Origin of the sequence: Enterococcus pallens ATCC BAA-351, from assembly GCF_000407485.1 — a bacterium.
In the GTDB taxonomy this organism is placed as follows: Bacteria; Bacillota; Bacilli; order Lactobacillales; family Enterococcaceae; genus Enterococcus_A; species Enterococcus_A pallens.
Genome location: NZ_ASWD01000007.1, coordinates 169,820 through 189,612, shown reverse-complemented (window position 1 = coordinate 189,612; position 19,793 = coordinate 169,820). Strand labels below are relative to the sequence as shown.

Here is a 19,793-nt window from a genome sequence, read left to right as displayed (position 1 = left end):
TGCTATAATGTGGGTACAAATTTGAGGAGGGATATCATGTCACAAGTAGTAACGGATACAACATTTAATGAAGAAACTGACAACGGCCTAGTCCTAATTGATTTTTGGGCAACTTGGTGTGGTCCTTGTCGGATGCAAGCACCAATTTTAGAACAATTAAGTGAAGAATATGACGAAGACGAATTAAAAATTGTAAAAATGGATGTAGACGAAAATCCAGAAACACCTGCATCATTTGGTATCATGAGCATCCCAACACTTGTCTTGAAAAAAGATGGTCAAGTGGTAGATAAAGTGATCGGTGTTCATACGAAAGACCAATTACAAGAATTAATTAGCGCTCATATGTAAGCTAGGAGCTGGGCATTTTTGTCCAGCTTTTTGTCTGTTTTGAAATTAATTTGAAGGGAAACTTGGAATGAACGAACGAATAAAAAATAAGTTAGCCTTGCTTCCTGATCAACCAGGCTGTTACTTAATGAAGGATAAAAATGGAACGATTATTTATGTCGGCAAGGCCAAGATTTTAAAAAATCGTGTCCGTTCTTACTTTACCGGAAGTCACGATACTAAGACTGAACGGCTAGTTAGTGAGATCGAAGACTTTGAATATATTGTAACGGAATCCAACATTGAAGCTTTGCTGTTGGAAATCAACTTGATTAAGAAAAACGATCCGAAGTACAATATTATGCTGAAGGATGACAAAACCTATCCTTTTATAAAAATCACCAATGAGGAATACCCACGCTTATTGATCACTCGAAAGGTTTTGAAGGACAAAGCCTTGTATTTTGGACCCTATCCAGATGTTCGGGCTGCCAATGAAACGAAACGCTTATTAGATCGACTATTTCCTTTGCGAAAATGCAAAGTCCTACCTAAGGAAGTTTGTTTGTATTACCATATGGGACAATGTCTCGCACCTTGTGTATTCGATATTCCTCAAGTTCGTTACAAAATCATGGTGAATGAAATCAAACGATTTTTAAATGGTGGTCATACAGAGGTTCAGGAAGTTTTAGAAAAGAAGATGGCCGATGCTGCGGAGAATATGGAGTTTGAAAAGGCTGCTGAATACCGGGATCAGATTAGAGCTATTGAAACGGTTATGACTAAACAAAAAATGACCAATGCCGATTTGGTTGACCGTGATGTATTTGGCTATGCTACGGACAAGGGTTGGATGTGTGTTCAAGTTTTCTTTGTACGACAAGGAAAGCTGATAGAACGGGATGTCTCGATGTTTCCATTTTACAATGAAGCAGAGGATGATTTCTTAACCTATGTCGGACAATTTTATCAAGAAAATGAACATTTTGTTCCAAAAGAAGTGTTGATTCCTGATGATATTGACAAATCAAGTGTTGAGGCCATGCTGGAAACCAAGGTTTTGCAGCCGCAGCGAGGTGAGAAGAAAAAGCTGGTCAAACTGGCTGGTAAGAATGCACATGTAGCGTTAAATGAGAAGTTTGATTTAATTGAGCGCAACGAAGCTCGAACAATTGGTGCTGTGGAACGATTAGGTAATGCTATGAACATTCCTGAACCAATTCGGATTGAGGCTTTCGATAATTCTAATATTATGGGAACGGATCCGGTTTCTGCTATGGTTGTTTTTATTGACGGCAAGCCTGCCAAGAAAGAGTATCGGAAATATAAAATCAAAACTGTTAAGGGTCCGGATGATTACGCATCTATGCGAGAGGTAATTTATCGACGTTATTCGCGAGTTTTGAAGGAAAATCTACCATTTCCTGATCTAATTGTTATTGATGGTGGGAAAGGACAGGTTGATGCAGCCAAGGATGTATTGGACAATCAGCTAGGATTAGATATTCCAATTGCTGGTCTGGCGAAGGACGATCGGCATAAGACCAGTGAGCTGTTATTTGGACCAGATTTATCACGTATTCCATTAGAGCGGAATTCTCAGGAGTTCTTCTTGCTGCAACGGATTCAAGACGAGGTCCATCGTTTTGCGATTACCTTCCATCGTCAGCTGCGCAGCAAAAATAGTTTTGCATCAAAATTAGATAAAATTGAAGGGTTAGGCCCTAAACGCAAGAAATTGTTGTTAAAGGAATTCAAATCACTGAAAAACATTCAGGCTGCTTCAGTGGAAGAGCTGCAAGGGATCGGCTTACCGAAAAATGTAGCTGAAAATGTTTATCAGCAATTGCATGAAGAAAAAAATGTATAGCACGCTTTACACGTGATGTAAAGCGTGCTATACTTTTGTCAACAAATGTAAAGGGGACTATACATTGGAGGGGATCATTTGCAAAATCGAATTCAACAATTGCGCAAAGAGCGAAAAATGACCCAAAGTGAACTAGCCGATCATTTAGAGGTAACTCGTCAAACAATTATTTCGCTAGAAAATGGCCGATACAACGCTTCTTTAATTTTGGCCCATAAGATCGCCCAATTTTTTGGATCAACAATTGAGGAAATTTTCATTTTTGATGAGGAGGATGAAGAATGAGAAAGCCATCGAAGGTAAATCCACAGAATTTGAAACATCTACGTCGTAAAAATAGTCGTTGTTTATGGATTATTCTTTTTATGATCGCCTGTTTGATGTTTTTTTACACTGCTTCTAACTGGTTAGGAATAACGATAAATCGCAATTTTTTCGATTTCATTTCTGGTATGTTTAGTTCATTATCATTGATTTTAGCAGTTTGCATTGTTAGAAATTATCGTGTCTTAAGACAACAATCGACTACTAATAGACAAGGAGAATAATCAGATGGAGACTTTATCTAAAGCAGATCAGCAATATAGGAATCGTTTGCGCCGAAAAAATCTCTGGTATGGAGCAGGTATTGTTTTTGTGGTTCTCTGTACACTATTTTTATATGTTGGTACCAATTGGCTGGAAATCAAAGTAAGCAGCCATACCGTTGATTTTTTGACTGGTATGTTTAGTTCGCTGTCAGTTATTCTTATTCTCTACATTGTCAAAAATCGTCGAGTAATGAATAATCCTAAGCTTTTACGCAAGCAGCGAATAGTCATGACAGACGAACGGAATCAGGAAATTATTAATCGGGCCTATCGACTAGGCGCCCATACACTAATCATATGTATTATCGTTTTAAGTGTAGTCGGCAGCTTTGTGCATCCACTTATGACGCAGCTCGCAGTGGGATTGCTGTTTCTTTTCTTTGCAGCATATCTAATCGGGTATTTGTATTATCGGAAGAAAAGCTAACTAAGGAAGTGAAAAAATGTTAACAGTAAATAATTTAAGTAAGAGCTTCGGTGATTTTAAAGCATTGGATAATCTATCTTTTACAATTGAAGATGGAAAGATTCTAGGTCTAATTGGTCAAAATGGTGCGGGGAAAACCACGACCTTTCGTCTGATTTTAGATTTTTTAACAAATGATACCGGAACTGTCTTATGGAATGATCAACCAATTAAGGAAAAAGACTATGACATTATTGGCTATTTGCCAGAGGAGCGCGGGCTTTATCCAAAAGTCACGATCGAAGAACAATTATTGTTCTTTGCTTCGCTGCGTGGCAAAAGTCGGAAAGAAATTGCGCCAAAAATCGATGAATGGATGGAGAAATTTCAAGTAAAAGGAAAAAAGACGGACAAGGTAAAATCTTTGTCAAAAGGAAATCAGCAAAAGGTCCAGTTAATCGCAACTTTAATCCACGAACCCAAATTGGTTATTTTAGACGAACCTTTCAGCGGCTTAGATCCAGTCAATGCTGAGCTATTAAAAAACGGTATTCTGGAATTGAAGAAAAAAGGTTCCTGTGTCATTTTCTCCAGTCACAATATGGATAATGTCGAGAAAATTTGTGACCACTTAATCATGCTGCGGGATGGCAAAACAGTATTAAACGGCCGAGTGAGCGATATTCGATCGTCATTTGGACGGACAAAACTTTATTTGTCATCGCCGTTAACAGAAGAACAAGTACGCAGCTTTGATGGTATTGTGGATATCTATCAACGAGAAGATGGCAGCTTTGATATAACTTTAGCCGATCCAACTGTGGGTGAGAAAATATTCGCGGCTGCTACCAAGGACGGCTATATCCCGATGTTTAATCAGCAGCCGCCAACACTAGAGGAGATTTTCAAATGGAAAGCAGGTGAGCCAAATGAGTAAATTAGGAATTATCGTTAAAGATGTGTATAAGAAAAATGTGAAATCCGCTGCTTTCGTGATTATGATTTTAGCGCCGTTTCTAGTCATGGGAATCTTTTTTCTAGCCCAATATTTCTTTGGTGATATGACAGATATTAACAAAATTGGTGTGGTAGCCGATCAGCCGTCAGTAGCACAGCAGTTTGAGCAGGTAAAGTCTGGGGAATACACCTTTACTTCAATAGATAGTGAAAAAAAAGCGGAAAAACAATTAGAAGATGAGAAAATTGATGCGTACCTGCATCTAGATTCAAAAAACGGAAATGTTTCTGGTAAGCTGTATAGTACATCTTCATTGGGAACTTCCACTGAGCTAGGAATTCAACAAATATTGAACCAAATGCAGTCAGGTGTACGAGCAGCCAACCTTTCCCTGACCACTGAGCAAGTGCAGGAAGTTATGGAGCCTGCCAGCTTTGAATCTTCTAAAGTGAGCTTTGAAAATGGCAAGATGAAGAGCGATGAGGGAGATACTGGAGTTCAAATGATTTTAAGCTTCCTGACGACAATTATCATGTTCGTGTTTATTATGACCTATTCATCCATTATTTCGCAGGAAATTGCTTCTGAAAAAGGAACCCGTATTATGGAAGTCTTGCTTTCCAGTATGAAAGCGAAAACCCATTATTATGGCAAACTGCTAGGTATTTTGTTGGTTGCATTTACTCAATTAGCCATTTATGGAATCGCGTTAATTATTGCGTATCAACAGTTCAGGAATACGCCAATTGTAAAATCCTTTTTAAGCAACGTTTCTATCAAGAGTCTATTAGGAAAAAATATTTTAGTAATTGTTGGCTTCATGTTAGTGGGCATCTTTATTTATGCTGTGTTATCAGCACTATGTGGTTCTCTTGTAAATAAAGCGGAGGATACGGCGAAAGCCATTCAACCAGTAATGTATTTATCCATGATAGGATATATGCTGGGACTAATTTTAGGCGCAGCCAATCCAACCAACGTGATTATCAAAGTTGCATCCTATATTCCATTTGTCTCATCTTATTGTATGCCGTTGCGACTGGCCACTAACACTGTTCAATTTTCGGGAGCCATCGTGTCACTAGGTATCTTGTTGGTAACCACTGTGGTATTGACCTTATTCTCAGCTCAACTATATAAATCAAATGTTTTGGTTTACAGCGAAGGCGGTACGTTTAGCGCCTTGAAACAATCTTTATCAATTATGCGCAATGAACGACGAAAAAAATAGACAAAATAGTTGACCTATCGGCAAAACAGCTTCAAAATAATACGTGAAAGAGGAGGAATGAACATGGAAAAAACGAAAAAACTTGCTAATGGCATTGAGATGCCTCGTTTAGGTTTAGGTGTGTGGCGTGTAGAAGACAATGTAGCAACCGATGCTATAAAATGGGCTATCGAAGCTGGGTACCATTTGATTGATACTGCTGCTATTTACAAAAATGAAGCAGGTGTTGGTAAAGGAATCAAAGAATCTGGCGTTGATCGTAAAGATTTGTTCATTACTACTAAGCTGTGGAACAGCGACCAAGGTTACGAAACTGCCCATCAAGCTTTTAATGACAGCTTAGAACGATTGGGCTTAGATTATGTTGATTTATATTTGATTCATTGGCCAGTTGAAGGTAAATTCAATGATTCATGGCGAGCAATGGAAGAAATTTACGAAAGTGGTCGAGCAAAAGCCATTGGAGTTTCCAATTTCCATCAGCATCATATTGAAGAGCTGATGAAAACGGCTAAAATTAAACCAATGGTTAACCAAATTGAATTGCATCCAACATTAACCCAAGTTCCTCTTCGTGAATACTTAGCACAGGAAGAAATTGCAGTGGAGGCATGGTCGCCACTTGGACAAGGAAAAATTCTGGAAAACAAAACACTGGTGTCCATTGGTGAAAAACATGGGAAAACAGCGGCACAAGTGATTATTCGTTGGCACTTGCAAAGTGATATCATCGTCATTCCAAAATCTGTCCATGAAGAACGTATTCAACAAAACTTTGATGTGTTTGATTTTGAATTGACCGATGAAGAAATGAAGCAAATCGATGAAATGAACATCAATGAACGTCTTGGTGCCGATCCAGACAATTTTGATTTTTAAACAATAAATAAGGCTGTCAGCAACTCTCGCTGGCAGCCTATTTTTTATTCGTAACGTAAAGCGTTAATCGGATCTAAACGTGCAGCACGGTTTGCCGGGAAAGTTCCCGCTAAAAAGGCGATTAGCATGATTACTAAAATGATAATTGCCATACTTGGTACAGAGAATTGGATCAAGGTAAAGCCTGTTAAGCCATCAAGGAAGGTGCTAACCGCTAGATCATTTAGGAAGTGTCCAGCAAGAACAGCGCCACCAATTCCCAGCAAGCCTCCCCAAAATCCAATCAGCAAAGCTTCAATACTAAAGGTCAGGAAGACTTTGAATCCACTCATCCCCATAGCTTTCATTAAGCCAATTTCTCTAGTGCGATCTTGAACTGACATGTACAGCGTATTAATAATCCCAAAACTGGCAGCCAGTAATGCAATTGCTCCAAACATGGTTAAAACGCCTGTAATGGCATTAACAACTTGACGAATCATTCCGATTTCATCTTCAACCGTCATAGAACCATAACCCTTGTCCTCTAGCTGGTTTTTCAAAGAAGTAATTTGCTTTTCAGACAAATTCTTTTTCATAGTTGCAAAGGACATGGTGTAGTTGTTTTTCATGGAATCTGGTAAACCATCTTCGTTTGTTTTTACGATTTTATCAGATAAAGCCTTACTAGTAATAGACTGACCTTGCTGAACTAGACTGACATTTCGCACACCTACAATTGTTGCTTCAATCAGTTCCTGTTGACCAGTCGCTTGGCTGCTGACAGCAATCGTTACTTTCTGATTCAATGCGTCCTTAGCCGAAGAAAAGCCCAGCGCCTTTACATATTCAGGCGCTAAATTGATTTCATAATCACTGGCGTTGGCACTGACCTGACGACCTGCTTCTAAATCAATATGAATATCCGATTGACTAGCAGCAGAGAACACCATTTTTTTATCATTAGGGCCCTGCACATAATCAGTCGCTAGAAAATGAAAGGGTTCGACTTTGTTGATATTTTTCATATGACGGATTGTCGATAGGTCTTTATCCGTCATATAATCTCCTTCACTATTACTGGTACCTTCAGGATCATATTCTTGTGGTTCATCGTTAGACATACCCATTGATTGAAGGCTAGGTGAAACCATCAGCTGGTCTTCACCGCCCACTCCGTTGATTTGCTTATCGATGTAATCATTGACACCTGCGTTGACACCGCTAGTTAATGAGATCGTAAAAGCACCGATGAAAATAGCTATGATTGTAAGAATCGTACGTCCTTTGTTTCGCCACAAGTTTGAGCTTGCTGATTGGATAATATCAAATAATTTCATATTATGAGGCCTCCCCAACGACTAAGCCGTCTTTAATATGAATTTGTCGATCGCATCTGGCTGCCAACTCAGGATCATGAGTAACAATAATCAGCGTAATGTTTTTATCTCGATTGAGATTGAATAATAATTCTTCGATCTTTTCACCTGTTGTGGAATCCAAATTTCCAGTAGGTTCATCAGCAAAAATAATTTCTGGTTGGTTAACTAAGGCTCTAGCAATACACACCCGCTGCTTTTGACCACCAGACAAATCATTGGCCTTATTGTTACATTTGTCAGCCAAATCAACAGCTGCCAAGGCCTCCATAGCTAACTCCTTTCGCTGTCGCTTACTGATCCCAGCGATTTTTAGAGGTAACAAAACATTTGATAATACTGTATCTTTGGGATTCATAAAAAATTGTTGGAATACAAATCCATAGGTCTGGTTCCGCATCATATTAAGAGCAGATTTTTTCATTTTGGTAGGGTCTTGATTGACTAGAAAGATATCTCCAGAAGAAGGCCGATCCAATAAAGCCAAAATATGCATTAGGGTTGATTTTCCAGACCCGCTTTTACCGATAATCGCAACTGACTCTCCTTTTTCAATACTGAAACTAACTCCTTTTAATGCATGGAACGCAGATTCTCCCGTACCATATGTTTTCTTTACATCTACTGCTTCAATAACCTTCAAACAATTTCCTCCTTCATTTTCATAACAACAGTTATAAAAAAGATTTTCCCATAGCGAGGAAGAAATAGAATGGGACAAAAGTTGTATCTTTCTCTCAGTCTTAAAAAGGAAGACGCCAGCTGATTAATCAACTGGCGCAGATTGCTTATTCAAAAGATTGAACAAAATAATCAAACAAAGCTTGTTCTTTAGGATCAGTAGTATGAGTCAATTCAGGGTGCCATTGGACTCCTAAAATTTTAGTGTTTGCGTCGCGGCTCTCCACTGCTTCGATTATCCGATCTTCTGACCAAGCGATGGGAACTAGACTTTCGGCCAACTGTTCGATTGCTTGGTGGTGATAAGAATTTACTTGCGCTTTTTCTCCAAAAAGGTGAGCTAAACAAGAATCGCCTTTTACGGTAATAGAGTGCAAGGCAAAAGCAGGAGGAGTAGGGTACATATCATGCTTCACTTGCCAGCCGCTGTATTCTGAAAGATCCTGATAAAGAGTACCGCCTAACGTAACATTTAATAATTGGAACCCACGGCAAATTGCAAAAATAGGTTTTCCTTGTTTGATGGCTTCTTTAATCAAGGCAGTTTCGAAGCTGTCTCGTTCAATGCTGGTAACGCCAAGCTTTGGACGAGGTTCCTGATTATATAAACAAGGACTTACATCTTGGCCTCCCGGAAGCAGTAACTTATCAATTTTCTCAATATAGTCAGCAGCGAATTCAGGACTTCCAATCGGCAATAAAAGAGGCAGTCCTCCTGCCTGATGAATCCCGTCAACGAACCCCTGTGGGCTATATGTAAAGGGCTGATTAAAAAAATCCTGATTACTTAAATAATGTTGATTGGCAGCAATACCAATAATTGGTTTGGTCATATATACAACTCCTTTTTTATGATAATTAATTCTTAACATACCCCCGGTAGGAAAGCAAGAAATCAACATTCTTTTCCGAACAGTCTTTTACTAAATCCGACTTTCTGGTATACTTGACATTGTATATTTTTTTAAACGGTTGGGCGCAAGCTTCAAGGATCTGTTCTTCAAGGGGTGAGAAGAACTCTTGAATGCTTGCGCCCATTTTTATTTTGAATTAAAGGAGGGGCTTGAATGTTAGAGGCTTTGCAGCGAATTAAAGAAGCTGAGACAAAGAACGAACAATTAAAACAAGAATTGCAAGAAAAGCTGCAGCGTGCAGAAAGTGAGCGACGCCAAATTGTTCAAGAAAAGAAAAAGCAGCTTCAAGAAGAATCTGCCAGAATCATTGCTGAACGTGAAGACTCTTTACGTATACAGCTGGAGCAAGAAAATGCGGCCTTGAAAAAGGATGCGGCTGCAGCAAAAGAGCAGATGCAGGCAAATTATGAGCGCTTGAAAGAAACCGCCGTACAGAAAATTATCGAGAGGGTGATTGTACAGTATGGCAGTCAGTAAAATGAAGAAATTGACCTTGATTGCTGAGGTCAGTCGAAGCGATGAAATTTTGAAGGCTGTTCAAGGATTTCAAGAAGTGGAAGTCCGTGATGTCTTTCAAGCAACGGAAAACAATCAATGGGTTGAGGCTTTTTTTGGCGAGTATCAGCCTGAGAGTCATCAGGACAAGATCCAAGCAATTAACTTTAGAATTGATGAATTGACCAATGCTATCCGATTTATTGATCACCATGGCAGCAGTAAGGATAAAGGATTTCATTTAAAGCGTAAAGTTTTAACCTTACAGCAGCTAGAAGAAAAATTCGATGAAGTCGAATTGGATAAGGAACTAAGAGAAGTTCAGGCCTTGGAGGATCGCTTTAATCGTAATTTAGAAAAAATCCGTGAAATCTCCGAGGAAGAAAGCAAGCTTTCTCGCTGGCAATATTTAGATGTAATTCCTAATGACTACAAATCCAGTTTGACGAATGTTTTACTAGGAGCAATTGATGAAGTTGTTTGGGATGAATTTAAAGCAGCAATACATCAGCAGGAAGCAATTTATTTAGAAGAGCTGTATCGGGGACAAACTGAAATTTGTTTTAGTTTGGTATATCTGAATACCGATCAAGCCATTATTAATGAACAGGTACACCGTTATGGAGTGGTTCGCTACCAGTATCCTTACAAAGAGTTGCCTAAAGTGCGATTGCAGGCAATCTCTAAAGAATTACGCAGCTTATACGAGGATCAAAAGAAAATGGCTGTACGAATTGGCCAGAAGCGAGTAAATATAGAGCAGCTGGAATGGGCCGAAGAAACCTTGCTGGCTCGAAAGAATCGACTAATGGTTCAGGATTCCTATATTCAAACACATCAGTTGTTTGTATTGCAAGGTTGGGTTGCTGAAGATGCTAGCGAGAAGTTTCAGCAGTTTCTCTCTGAATTAGTAGGCAAGGAAAATGTTTATCTGGAGTTGGAAGAACCCACAGCAGATGAAATTGCCACGGAAATTCCTACCAAACTGAAAAATAATAAGTTGGTTCAACCTTTTGAAATGCTGACAGAAATGTATAGCTTGCCAGCTTATCATGAAATTGATCCAACACCATGGTTTGTTCCGTTTTATTTTGTTTTCTTTGGCATGATGGTTGCTGATGCAGGATATGGGGCGCTAATGCTATTAGCCACAACCATTGTATTAAAAACCAAAGTATTGCCAAGGGGTATGTCCCGTTTTATGAAATTCTTTCAGATTTTGTCGATTCCGACTATTTTGTGGGGGCTCATCTACGACTCCTACTTTGGCTTTGCATTGCCTTATCAGCCAATCTTATCAACCAGCGACGATGTAATTGCCATTTTGATTTTATCGATTGTCTTTGGGATAATCCAAATATTTGTTGGTTTAGGTTTAGCTGCAGCTGAGAATATCAAAGCTAAAGATTATCTTAGTGCCATATCTGACGGCTTTGCTTGGCAAGGAATTTTTATTGGAATTATTCTGGCAGCTGGAGGGCAAATGCTCTTAGGAAGTCAGGGATTAATGATTGCAGGTGTAGTAATCGCTGTTTTAAGCTCATTAGCAATTGTTTTCGTACCAATGCTGCAATCAGCTTCAAAGGTAAAAGGATTAGCTAGAGGTGCCTATAATCTTTATGGCATAACCGGCTACATCGGTGATTTAGTGAGCTATACTCGTCTAATGGCATTGGGGATCTCTGGTGGGAGTATTGCAGCTGCTTTTAATATGCTGGTGAGCTTCATGCCGCCCATGGCACGATTTTCAGTCGGGATTTTATTAATGGTAGCTCTGCATGGGCTGAATATTTTCTTATCATTATTGTCTGCCTACGTGCATGGTGCACGTTTGCAATATGTCGAATTCTTCGGCAAGTTTTATCAAGGTGGCGGACGTCCGTTTGCACCTTTGAAAACAGAAGAAAAGTATGTAAATATTGAACAAAAAGAAAAATAATTGGAGGACTTTTTACAATGATCGATTACTTAATCAACAACAATGGTGGTATTATTTTTGCAATCCTGGGAATGGCTACAGCAACAATTTTCTCAGGAATTGGCTCTTCAAAAGGTGTGGGGATGACCGGGGAAGCTGCGGCGGCTTTAACAACTAGTCAACCTGACAAATTTGGACAAGCACTGATTCTACAATTGCTTCCTGGTACACAAGGGTTGTATGGGTTCGTTATTGCTTTCTTGATCTTTACCAACATGTCTTCAGGCGATTTGAGTATGATTGATGGCTTAGGATATTTTGGTGCATCATTACCAATTGCCTTCACAGGTTTATTCTCAGGGATTGCCCAAGGTAAAGTAGCAGCTGCAGGTATTCAGATTCTAGCGAAAAAACCTGAACATGCTACAAAAGGGATTATTTTTGCTGCGATGGTTGAAACCTATGCCATTTTAGGCTTCGTAATTTCATTCTTACTTGTAGGTCAAGTATAAGGAGTCGTTAACTATGGAAGCAATTGAAAAAATCATTCAGCAACTGAATGAGCAAGCTGCGGCTGAACGACAAACGCTAGAAGCAAATGAACAGCAACGAATAGAACAAGAGCATCAGGCAAGTTTGACAGAAATAGAATTAGAACATAAGAAGCGTCTGGATAAAAGTCTGAAGGCGTTAGATCAGAAATATAAACAGCAAGCAAACCGTCAACAGGTTGAAACAAAGCAGGCAGTTTTGAATCAAAAGCAAACCTTTCTGGAGCTTTTGTTTGAAGATGCAGTTGAAGCAATGGAGCAATGGGACGTAGAAAAGCAACGGGCCTTTGGTAACCAGGCTTTAATGAATGTAACGGGAATTAATGGAGAAGTAGTATTTGTTTGTGGTGAGAAATCACGGGCTGCTTTTTCTAATGAGTGGATTGCTGAGCAGAATAAGGTATTGCCTTTTCAGCTTGTTGCAAGTGAGGATTTATTGAAAAATCAGGCGGGATTTGTAATTAATGATCGCGGTGTGCAATACAACTTCTTGTTCCGTACATTGGTGCAAGATATTCAATCTGAAATGAGCTATGAATTGGCACAGGAATTTTTTGCATAGGGGGATTTAAATGAAACCATATAGTTATCATGAGTTAAATCCGCTAATTCGTTTAAAAGAATTAGAATTGATTCCTGCTGAGTTAATGGAGCGCATGATTCAAGCCAAAGATATTCAAGAAGTAGGCGAGTTGTTAAAGACCACTGTCTATGCTGAATATGTGAATGATGATTTCGAAGACAACTTTGAAGAAGGCTTAGCCCTTGAACAGCGTAAGCTTATTGAGGAATTAGCTGCTATCGCTCCCAAACCAAAAATTGTTTGGGCATATACGATGCGATTTACATTTCACAATTTGAAAGCCATGACTAAAGCTGAACTGCTGGAGGAAAATTTTGATGATCTGTACATTTACGATGGCTTCTATTCTTTAGATCAGATCAAAAGTGCGGTGAAAACTGGAGCAGCCAGTGATTTGCCAGAAGCTATTTTAGCTAGTGTGCAGGAGGTCAAGCAGCATTTTGCTGAGTCCAACAGTTTACAGGGAATTGATATCATTTTTGATCGAGATTATTTACGATGTATGCGTTCGTTAGGGGAAGAATTGGATTCGCCGGAATTATTGGACGAAATTATCAGCTTCATCGATTTTACTAATATTGTTATGACAGGGCGCGGAATCAAACAAAAGCGTAGTAAAGGATTTATGTCTACGGTTCTTTCAAGTCAAGGGAGTATCCCTAAAGAGGACTTGTTGAATGTAGTTGAAGAATCCATGGGACGTTTTACAGAATTTCTCCTTACAACGGATTATGCAGATGTTATTGCACCATTGATTCAAGATGGAACAATCGATTTGGCTCAATTAGAGAAAATTCGTGATAATTATCTGACAGGACGTTTTGATCTAGCTCAGGTACAGGCCTTTGGACCACTTCCTCTGTTAGCATTATTAAATGCCAAAGAAGTCGAGATTAAGAATTTACGACTGCTTATAGTTGGTAAACGTGTAGGGATTACTGAAGAACACCTGAGAGAAAGGATGAGAGAAACCTATGGCGCATAAAATTGGTGCGATTGGCGACAAAGACTCTGTCCTTCCTTTTAAACTCTTTAACTTTGATGTTCGAGTAACTAAGCAGGCGAATGAAATTCGCCGGATTATTGATGAAATGGCTCGTGAAAAGTACGGAGTTATCTACATTACTGAACAATATGCACAGCTTGTTCCAGACACAATCAAACGCTATGAAGAGGAATTGATTCCAGCAATTGTTTTAATTCCTAATCATCAAGGAACATTAGGCATTGGCAAGCAGATGATTCAAGATCAAGTAGAACGAGCAGTTGGACAGAATATTTTATAAAGGAGCAATCAATTTGCAAGAAGGAAAAATTATCAAAGTTTCCGGACCCTTAGTTATGGCTGAAAACATGGCTGAAGCTGCCATACAAGATATTTGTTATGTTGGTGATTTAGGGGTTATCGGTGAAATTATTGAGATGCGCGGCGATGTTGCTTCGATTCAAGTATACGAAGAAACCGCTGGAATTGGTCCTGGTGAACCGGTGAAAACAACAGGCGAAGCCTTATCTGTTGAGTTGGCACCAGGGATTGTATCACAAATGTTTGACGGAATCCAACGACCATTGGACACATTTAAAGAATTGACTAAAAGCAACTTCTTAGCTCGCGGTGTACAGTTGCCGGCATTGGATCACGAAAAAAAATGGTGGTTTGAGGCAATTGTTGAAGTAGGCAAAGAAGTGACTGCTGGCGATATCATCGGAACTGTTCAAGAGACTAAATTAATCAGTCATAAGATTATGGTGCCTTTTGGTGTTAGCGGCAAGGTTAAAAAAGTTGCTTCCGGTGAGTTTACAATTGACGATACTGTTTATGTATTAGAAACAGTAGATGGAGATAAAGAGTTTAGCATGTTGCAAAAATGGCCAGTTCGTCGTGGCCGTCCAGTAAAAGAAAAATTGAATCCAGAGGCACCAATGATCACTGGTCAACGGGTTATTGACACGTTTTTCCCAGTGGTAAAGGGCGGAGCCGCTGCAGTTCCTGGACCATTTGGGGCTGGTAAGACAGTAGTACAGCACCAAATTGCTAAATGGGCGGATGTCGATTTAGTCGTTTACGTAGGCTGTGGCGAACGCGGTAACGAAATGACAGATGTGTTGAATGAATTTCCAGAATTGATTGATCCAAAAACCGGAGAATCATTGATGGAACGGACCATTTTAATTGCAAATACCTCAAATATGCCGGTGGCCGCTCGGGAAGCCTCTATTTATACTGGCATTACGATTGCGGAGTACTTCCGTGATATGGGCTACAACATTGCGATTATGGCTGACTCTACTTCACGTTGGGCAGAAGCTTTACGAGAAATGAGTGGACGTCTAGAAGAGATGCCAGGGGATGAAGGGTATCCCGCATACTTAGGTAGTCGATTGGCAGAGTATTACGAACGTGCCGGACGTGTGCTAACGTTAGGTGAAGGTAGCCGAGAAGGATCAATTACAGCGATCAGTGCGGTATCGCCGTCTGGTGGGGATACTTCTGAACCAGTAACCCAGAATACCTTACGTGTAGTGAAAGTATATTGGGGATTGAGTGCTACATTGGCCCAACAACGCCATTTCCCATCAATTGACTGGATTGCCAGTTATTCGCTTTATTCTTCTGAAGTAGGTAAATTTTTGGATAATGCAATGCAGAGTGATTGGTCGGCCATGGTAGCGGATGGCATGCGTATTTTGCAGGAAGAATCGCAATTAAGTGAAATTGTGCGGCTAGTCGGGATCGATTCATTGTCTGAAAAAGATCGCCTGACCTTAGAGGTAGCAAAACAAATACGGGAAGATTATTTACAACAAAATGCTTTTGATGATGTAGATACCTTTACTTCACGGGAAAAACAATTCAAAATGTTGAACAATATTTTGACCTTTAACAAGGAAGGCCAACGAGCTTTAGAGCTTGGCGCTTATTTGAAAGAAATTATTGATGGAACAATTACTTTGCGGGATCGAATTGCTCGCAGTAAGTACATTGCAGAAACAGAGTTAGACATCTTGGATCAAATTAATCAAGATATCACGCTTGAGATTCAAGCAATCATTGCTGAAGGGGGAATGACCAATGATTAAAGAATATCGTACAATTAGTGAAGTGGTCGGACCTTTGATGGCGGTGGATAAAGTACAAGGCATCAAGTACGAAGAGTTACTGGAAGTTCGTATGAGTAATGGCGAGATTCGTCGAGGACAGGTCTTGGAAGTAAATGAAGACAAAGCATTGGTACAGATCTTTGAAGGAACCAGCGGAATCAATCTGAGAGATTCTACAGCACGTTTCTTAGGACATCCTTTGGAGCTTGGTGTATCTGAAGACATGATTGGTCGTGTATTTGATGGCTTAGGTCGTCCTAAAGATAATGGACCAGAAATTTTAGCCGAGAAAAAGGTTGATATTAATGGCGAAGTAATCAATCCGGTTTCTCGTGATTATCCTGATGAATTTATCCAAACTGGGATCTCAGCGATTGATCACCTGAATACGCTAGTTCGTGGACAAAAACTGCCGGTATTTTCTGGCTCTGGGTTACCCCATAAAGAACTAGCAGCTCAAATTGCTCGTCAAGCTAACGTACTAAATTCCGATGATGACTTTGCGGTAGTTTTTGCTGGAATTGGGATCACATTTGAGGAAGCAGAATTTTTCATGGAAGATTTCCGTCAAACTGGAGCAATTGACCGCTCAGTCGTCTTCATGAACTTGGCGAATGACCCTGCGATTGAACGGATCGCAACGCCGCGAATGGCATTAACAGCTGCAGAATATTTAGCTTATGAAAAAGGGATGCACGTGCTAGTTATTATGACCGATATGACCAACTATTGCGAAGCTTTGCGTGAAATCTCAGCTGCGCGTCGTGAGGTTCCAGGTCGTCGAGGCTATCCTGGGTATTTATACACTAACTTAGCAACTCTTTATGAGCGTGCTGGAAGAATTCGTGGATTGAAAGGATCGGTAACTCAAATTCCGATTTTGACTATGCCGGAGGGGGATATCACTCATCCGATTCCCGATTTAACTGGATATATCACTGAAGGACAGATAATCCTGTCACGCAGCTTGGATAAGAGCGGAATTCAACCACCGATTGATGTATTGCCTTCATTATCTCGCTTGAAGGATAAAGGAACCGGTGAAGGAAAAACCCGGAATGACCATGCTCCAACAATGAACCAGCTTTTCTCTGCATATGCACAAGGAAAACAGGCGAAGGAGCTTGCGGTTGTTTTAGGGGACTCTGCCTTGTCGGATGTGGATAAAATTTATGCTAAATTTGCAGATCGTTTTGAAAATGAATACGTCAATCAAGGTTTTTACACCAATCGGACGATTTTCGAAACTTTAGATTTAGGCTGGGAATTATTGTCAATGCTGCCACGAACAGAGCTAAAACGAATCAAAGATGATATGCTGGATGAACATTTATCAAAAGGAGTCTGATCTGATTCATGGCAAAATTAAATGTAAATCCAACTCGGATGGAGCTTACTCGCTTAAAAAAGCAGTTGACAACTGCTGCCAGAGGACATAAACTTTTAAAGGATAAACAAGATGAATTGATGCGTCGCTTTATTTTGCTGATCAAGAAGAATAATGTTCTGCGCTCGGAAGTTGAAGAGGAGCTGCAATCAGCAATGGGGGCTTTTGTTTTAGCAGATGCTATGCTCAATGATAAATACATTGATGAATTATTGGCTGTTCCAAAAGAAAAAGTTGACTTAGATGTGATTGAAAAAGATGTTATGAGTGTAAAGGTTCCAGTGATGAATTTTCAACACGATACTAACCTTTCTGAGGATCCATTAGAATATGGATTTTTGAATTCTAATGAAGAGCTTGATCAGTCAATCGATCGTTTTACAGGGATTTTACCTAAGCTTTTGGAGCTGACAGAAATTGAAAAGACTTGTCAGTTAATGGCAAAAGAAATCGAGAAAACGCGTCGGCGGGTAAATGCGTTAGAGTATATGACGATTCCTCAGTTGGAAGAAACCATTTACTTTATTAAGATGAAGTTGGAAGAAAATGAACGTGCGGAAGTTACCCGCATGATTAAGGTAAAAAATATGGGTGCCACATAGTGGTACCCTTTTTTAGGAAGAGATCATGGATATAAAAGACAAATTGACTAAATTTAGGCTGCATCCGTTACAATTTTTAGCATTAGGGTTCATGTTGGTCATTCTAACAGGAGCTTTGCTGTTGTCGTTGCCCATTAGCAGTAATTCTGGGGAGGCGACTAATTTTATTGATGCGTTGTTTACCGCCACCTCAGCGACTTGTGTAACTGGACTTACGACATTAACGACAATTGAACATTGGAATTTTTTTGGTCAGGCTGTCATTTTGACTATGATTGAGTTGGGTGGACTTGGTTTTATGATGATGCCTATCCTTTTCTTCACCGTTTTTCGTAAAAAGGTGGGGTTAAAGACTAGAATTGTTCTTCAAGAAGCATTGAATTTGGAAGCGATGTCTGGGGTTATGGATTTAATGGTATACATATTACGTCTGGCTACGATTATTCAATGCATTGGTGCAGTATTATTAGCTATTCATTTTATTCCTGAATACGGTTGGCGATTGGGAGCTTGGTATGCGGTGTTCCATTCAGTATCGGCTTTTTGTAATGCAGGCTTTGATTTGTTTGGAGATAGTTTAGTTAGTTTTCAATCGAACCCTTATGTTCTGTTAGTTATTTCTAGCTTGATTGTTGCTGGAGGATTGGGCTTTTATGTTTGGAAAGACATAATTAGTTTTCCTAAGCGGAGAAAGTTAAGCTTACACAGCAAAATTGCATTAGGCATGACCTTTATCTTGCTGGTTGGTGGAACGTTGCTGTTTTATATAACTGAACACAATGCCTATTCTTTAGCAGCTGGCAGTAATGGGATGGAACGTTTTGCAAATACGATTTTTATGGCAGTAACACCACGTACTGCAGGCTATTTTTCGATCGATTATTTGCGAATGAGCCAAGCGGGGATTTTGCTAACGATCATTCTGATGTTCATTGGTGGAACTTCGGGTTCAACTGCAGGTGGATTGAAAACAACTACTTTAGCAGTGTTGATTATTCAAACAATCTCCATGTTAAAAGGACGTCAGCATGCTGAACTGAAGGGCAGAACTATTCGCTCTGCAACTGTTTTTCGAGCGATGTCTTTGTTTTTCATCACACTATCCTTATGTGTTGCTTCAACAATGATTTTGTCAATCACTGAAGCTATTCCTGAAACCTCAGGGATTGAGTATATTGCTTTTGAGGTGGTTTCGGCATTTGCTACAGTTGGCTTGACAATGGGGTTAACGCCTGACTTAACGCTGTTCGGTAAATTACTGATTATCCTTTTAATGTATGTTGGTCGGGTCGGGATTTTGACTGTTGGATTTTCTATTTCCATGAGGTTGGCTCAGGATAAGTCACATGGCACTTACAAATATCCAGAGGAAACAGTTATTGTAGGATAAAAAAAGGAAGTGATCCACTTAAGGTCACTTCCTTTTTTCTACGCCCGAATCACTTCGATTTTGTAACCGTCTGGATCAGTGATGAAATAATAAGAAGGATCTGTCCCAGGTAGGCCCTTCATATCTGTAACATTGAAACCAGCAGCTTGATGTTTTTCATGCAAAGCTTGAATGTCATCAGAGCTGATAGCAATATGTCCATATCCGTTGCCAAGGTCGTAAGCTTCGTGGTTGTAGTTGTAAGTTAACTCCAACTCATAACTATCTCCTGGCAAGGTTAAATATACTAGAGTAAATTCAGCTTCTGGGAAGTCACGGCGGCGACTTTCCTCGAAACCAAAAGCATCTTGATAAAATTTGACAGATGCTTCTAAGTCTTTCACGCGAACACAAGTGTGTGCCATTTTCATAAACCAATACACCCTTTCTTAATAAGTTAAATTTATCATAACATAAATTAGCGAAGATGCCCTGTTTTTGCTTAGGTGTTGTTTATGAGAAATTTTTAATGTAAACTAATGCTAAATCAATCTAAGGAGCGAAAA

22 protein-coding genes and 1 other annotated feature are annotated in these 19,793 nt (G+C 39.6%); of the genes, 18 read left to right on the top strand and 4 right to left on the bottom strand.

Annotated features, from left to right (window positions below; genetic code table 11):
• Positions 1-21: 21 nt before the first annotated feature.
• From trxA to I588_RS24360, 8 genes are all read left to right on the top strand, one after another.
• The gene (trxA, locus tag I588_RS24395) at positions 22-351 is read left to right on the top strand and encodes a thioredoxin (protein ID WP_342662604.1); all 330 of its coding nucleotides are present in this window, start codon (positions 22-24) and stop codon (positions 349-351) included.
• Between the two features lie 67 nt (positions 352-418).
• Positions 419-2,203 carry an excinuclease ABC subunit UvrC gene (gene uvrC, locus I588_RS24390; RefSeq protein WP_010755938.1) on the top strand — a complete coding sequence of 595 codons (1,785 nt, stop codon included), beginning with the start codon at positions 419-421 and terminating at the stop codon, positions 2,201-2,203.
• 78 nt (positions 2,204-2,281) lie between these two features.
• Positions 2,282-2,488: a helix-turn-helix transcriptional regulator gene (locus I588_RS24385; RefSeq protein WP_010755939.1), complete on the top strand. Its 207-nt coding sequence runs from the start codon at positions 2,282-2,284 to the stop codon at positions 2,486-2,488.
• Complete coding sequence (locus I588_RS24380) at positions 2,485-2,751, top strand: hypothetical protein (protein ID WP_010755940.1); 267 nt, start codon at positions 2,485-2,487, stop codon at positions 2,749-2,751. The genes I588_RS24385 and I588_RS24380 overlap by 4 nt, the downstream gene beginning before the upstream one ends.
• A 4-nt stretch (positions 2,752-2,755) precedes the next feature.
• The gene (locus I588_RS24375) at positions 2,756-3,220 is read left to right on the top strand and encodes a DUF6442 family protein (RefSeq protein ID WP_010755941.1); all 465 of its coding nucleotides are present in this window, start codon (positions 2,756-2,758) and stop codon (positions 3,218-3,220) included.
• Between the two features lie 16 nt (positions 3,221-3,236).
• The gene (locus I588_RS24370; protein WP_010755942.1) at positions 3,237-4,136 is read left to right on the top strand and encodes an ABC transporter ATP-binding protein; all 900 of its coding nucleotides are present in this window, start codon (positions 3,237-3,239) and stop codon (positions 4,134-4,136) included.
• Entirely contained in the window at positions 4,129-5,388 is a 1,260-nt protein-coding gene (locus I588_RS24365) for an ABC transporter permease (RefSeq protein WP_010755943.1), read from the top strand. The genes I588_RS24370 and I588_RS24365 overlap by 8 nt, the downstream gene beginning before the upstream one ends.
• A gap of 57 nt (positions 5,389-5,445) precedes the next feature.
• Entirely contained in the window at positions 5,446-6,267 is an 822-nt protein-coding gene (locus tag I588_RS24360) for an aldo/keto reductase (RefSeq protein ID WP_034692425.1), read from the top strand.
• 44 nt (positions 6,268-6,311) lie between these two features.
• Here the strand turns inward: I588_RS24360 and I588_RS24355 are convergent, their stop codons facing one another.
• The 3 genes from I588_RS24355 to I588_RS24345 form a co-directional block, all read right to left on the bottom strand.
• Positions 6,312-7,586 (bottom strand): ABC transporter permease, encoded by a 1,275-nt coding sequence (locus I588_RS24355; RefSeq protein WP_010755945.1) that lies wholly within the window; start codon positions 7,584-7,586, stop codon positions 6,312-6,314.
• A 1-nt stretch (position 7,587) separates the two neighbouring features.
• Positions 7,588-8,268: an ABC transporter ATP-binding protein gene (locus tag I588_RS24350; protein WP_010755946.1), complete on the bottom strand. Its 681-nt coding sequence runs from the start codon at positions 8,266-8,268 to the stop codon at positions 7,588-7,590.
• A 145-nt stretch (positions 8,269-8,413) separates the two neighbouring features.
• On the bottom strand, positions 8,414-9,139 hold the full coding sequence (locus I588_RS24345; RefSeq protein ID WP_010755947.1) for a gamma-glutamyl-gamma-aminobutyrate hydrolase family protein: 726 nt from the start codon (positions 9,137-9,139) through the stop codon (positions 8,414-8,416).
• A gap of 137 nt (positions 9,140-9,276) precedes the next feature.
• Positions 9,277-9,323: a sequence feature (sodium ion sensor (DUF1646 type); this cis-regulatory element may regulate processes involved in with the transportation of sodium ions), on the top strand.
• A gap of 50 nt (positions 9,324-9,373) precedes the next feature.
• On the opposite strand from I588_RS24345, the gene I588_RS24340 reads away from it, so the two are divergent.
• From I588_RS24340 to I588_RS24295, 10 genes are read left to right on the top strand one after another with little or no spacing between them, the layout of a single operon-like run.
• Entirely contained in the window at positions 9,374-9,697 is a 324-nt protein-coding gene (locus I588_RS24340) for a hypothetical protein (protein ID WP_010755948.1), read from the top strand.
• The gene (locus I588_RS24335; protein ID WP_010755949.1) at positions 9,684-11,654 is read left to right on the top strand and encodes a V-type ATP synthase subunit I; all 1,971 of its coding nucleotides are present in this window, start codon (positions 9,684-9,686) and stop codon (positions 11,652-11,654) included. The genes I588_RS24340 and I588_RS24335 overlap by 14 nt, the downstream gene beginning before the upstream one ends.
• Positions 11,655-11,671: 17 nt before the next feature.
• On the top strand, positions 11,672-12,145 hold the full coding sequence (locus I588_RS24330; RefSeq protein ID WP_010755950.1) for a V-type ATP synthase subunit K: 474 nt from the start codon (positions 11,672-11,674) through the stop codon (positions 12,143-12,145).
• Between the two features lie 13 nt (positions 12,146-12,158).
• The gene (locus tag I588_RS24325) at positions 12,159-12,746 is read left to right on the top strand and encodes a hypothetical protein (protein ID WP_010755951.1); all 588 of its coding nucleotides are present in this window, start codon (positions 12,159-12,161) and stop codon (positions 12,744-12,746) included.
• A 10-nt stretch (positions 12,747-12,756) separates the two neighbouring features.
• Positions 12,757-13,752, top strand: coding sequence for a V-type ATPase subunit (locus I588_RS24320; protein WP_010755952.1), 996 nt, complete (start codon positions 12,757-12,759; stop codon positions 13,750-13,752).
• On the top strand, positions 13,742-14,053 hold the full coding sequence (locus I588_RS24315; RefSeq protein WP_010755953.1) for a V-type ATP synthase subunit F: 312 nt from the start codon (positions 13,742-13,744) through the stop codon (positions 14,051-14,053). The genes I588_RS24320 and I588_RS24315 overlap by 11 nt, the downstream gene beginning before the upstream one ends.
• 13 nt (positions 14,054-14,066) lie before the next feature.
• Complete coding sequence (locus I588_RS24310) at positions 14,067-15,848, top strand: V-type ATP synthase subunit A (RefSeq protein ID WP_010755954.1); 1,782 nt, start codon at positions 14,067-14,069, stop codon at positions 15,846-15,848.
• The gene (locus tag I588_RS24305; protein WP_010755955.1) at positions 15,841-17,217 is read left to right on the top strand and encodes a V-type ATP synthase subunit B; all 1,377 of its coding nucleotides are present in this window, start codon (positions 15,841-15,843) and stop codon (positions 17,215-17,217) included. Before I588_RS24310 ends, I588_RS24305 begins: the two co-directional genes overlap by 8 nt.
• Before the next feature lie 8 nt (positions 17,218-17,225).
• On the top strand, positions 17,226-17,858 hold the full coding sequence (locus tag I588_RS24300) for a V-type ATP synthase subunit D (protein ID WP_010755956.1): 633 nt from the start codon (positions 17,226-17,228) through the stop codon (positions 17,856-17,858).
• 25 nt (positions 17,859-17,883) lie between these two features.
• On the top strand, positions 17,884-19,248 hold the full coding sequence (locus I588_RS24295; protein ID WP_010755957.1) for a TrkH family potassium uptake protein: 1,365 nt from the start codon (positions 17,884-17,886) through the stop codon (positions 19,246-19,248).
• Between the two features lie 38 nt (positions 19,249-19,286).
• Here the strand turns inward: I588_RS24295 and gloA are convergent, their stop codons facing one another.
• On the bottom strand, positions 19,287-19,658 hold the full coding sequence (gene gloA / locus I588_RS24290) for a lactoylglutathione lyase (protein WP_010755958.1): 372 nt from the start codon (positions 19,656-19,658) through the stop codon (positions 19,287-19,289).
• Between the last annotated feature and the right edge of the window lie 135 nt (positions 19,659-19,793).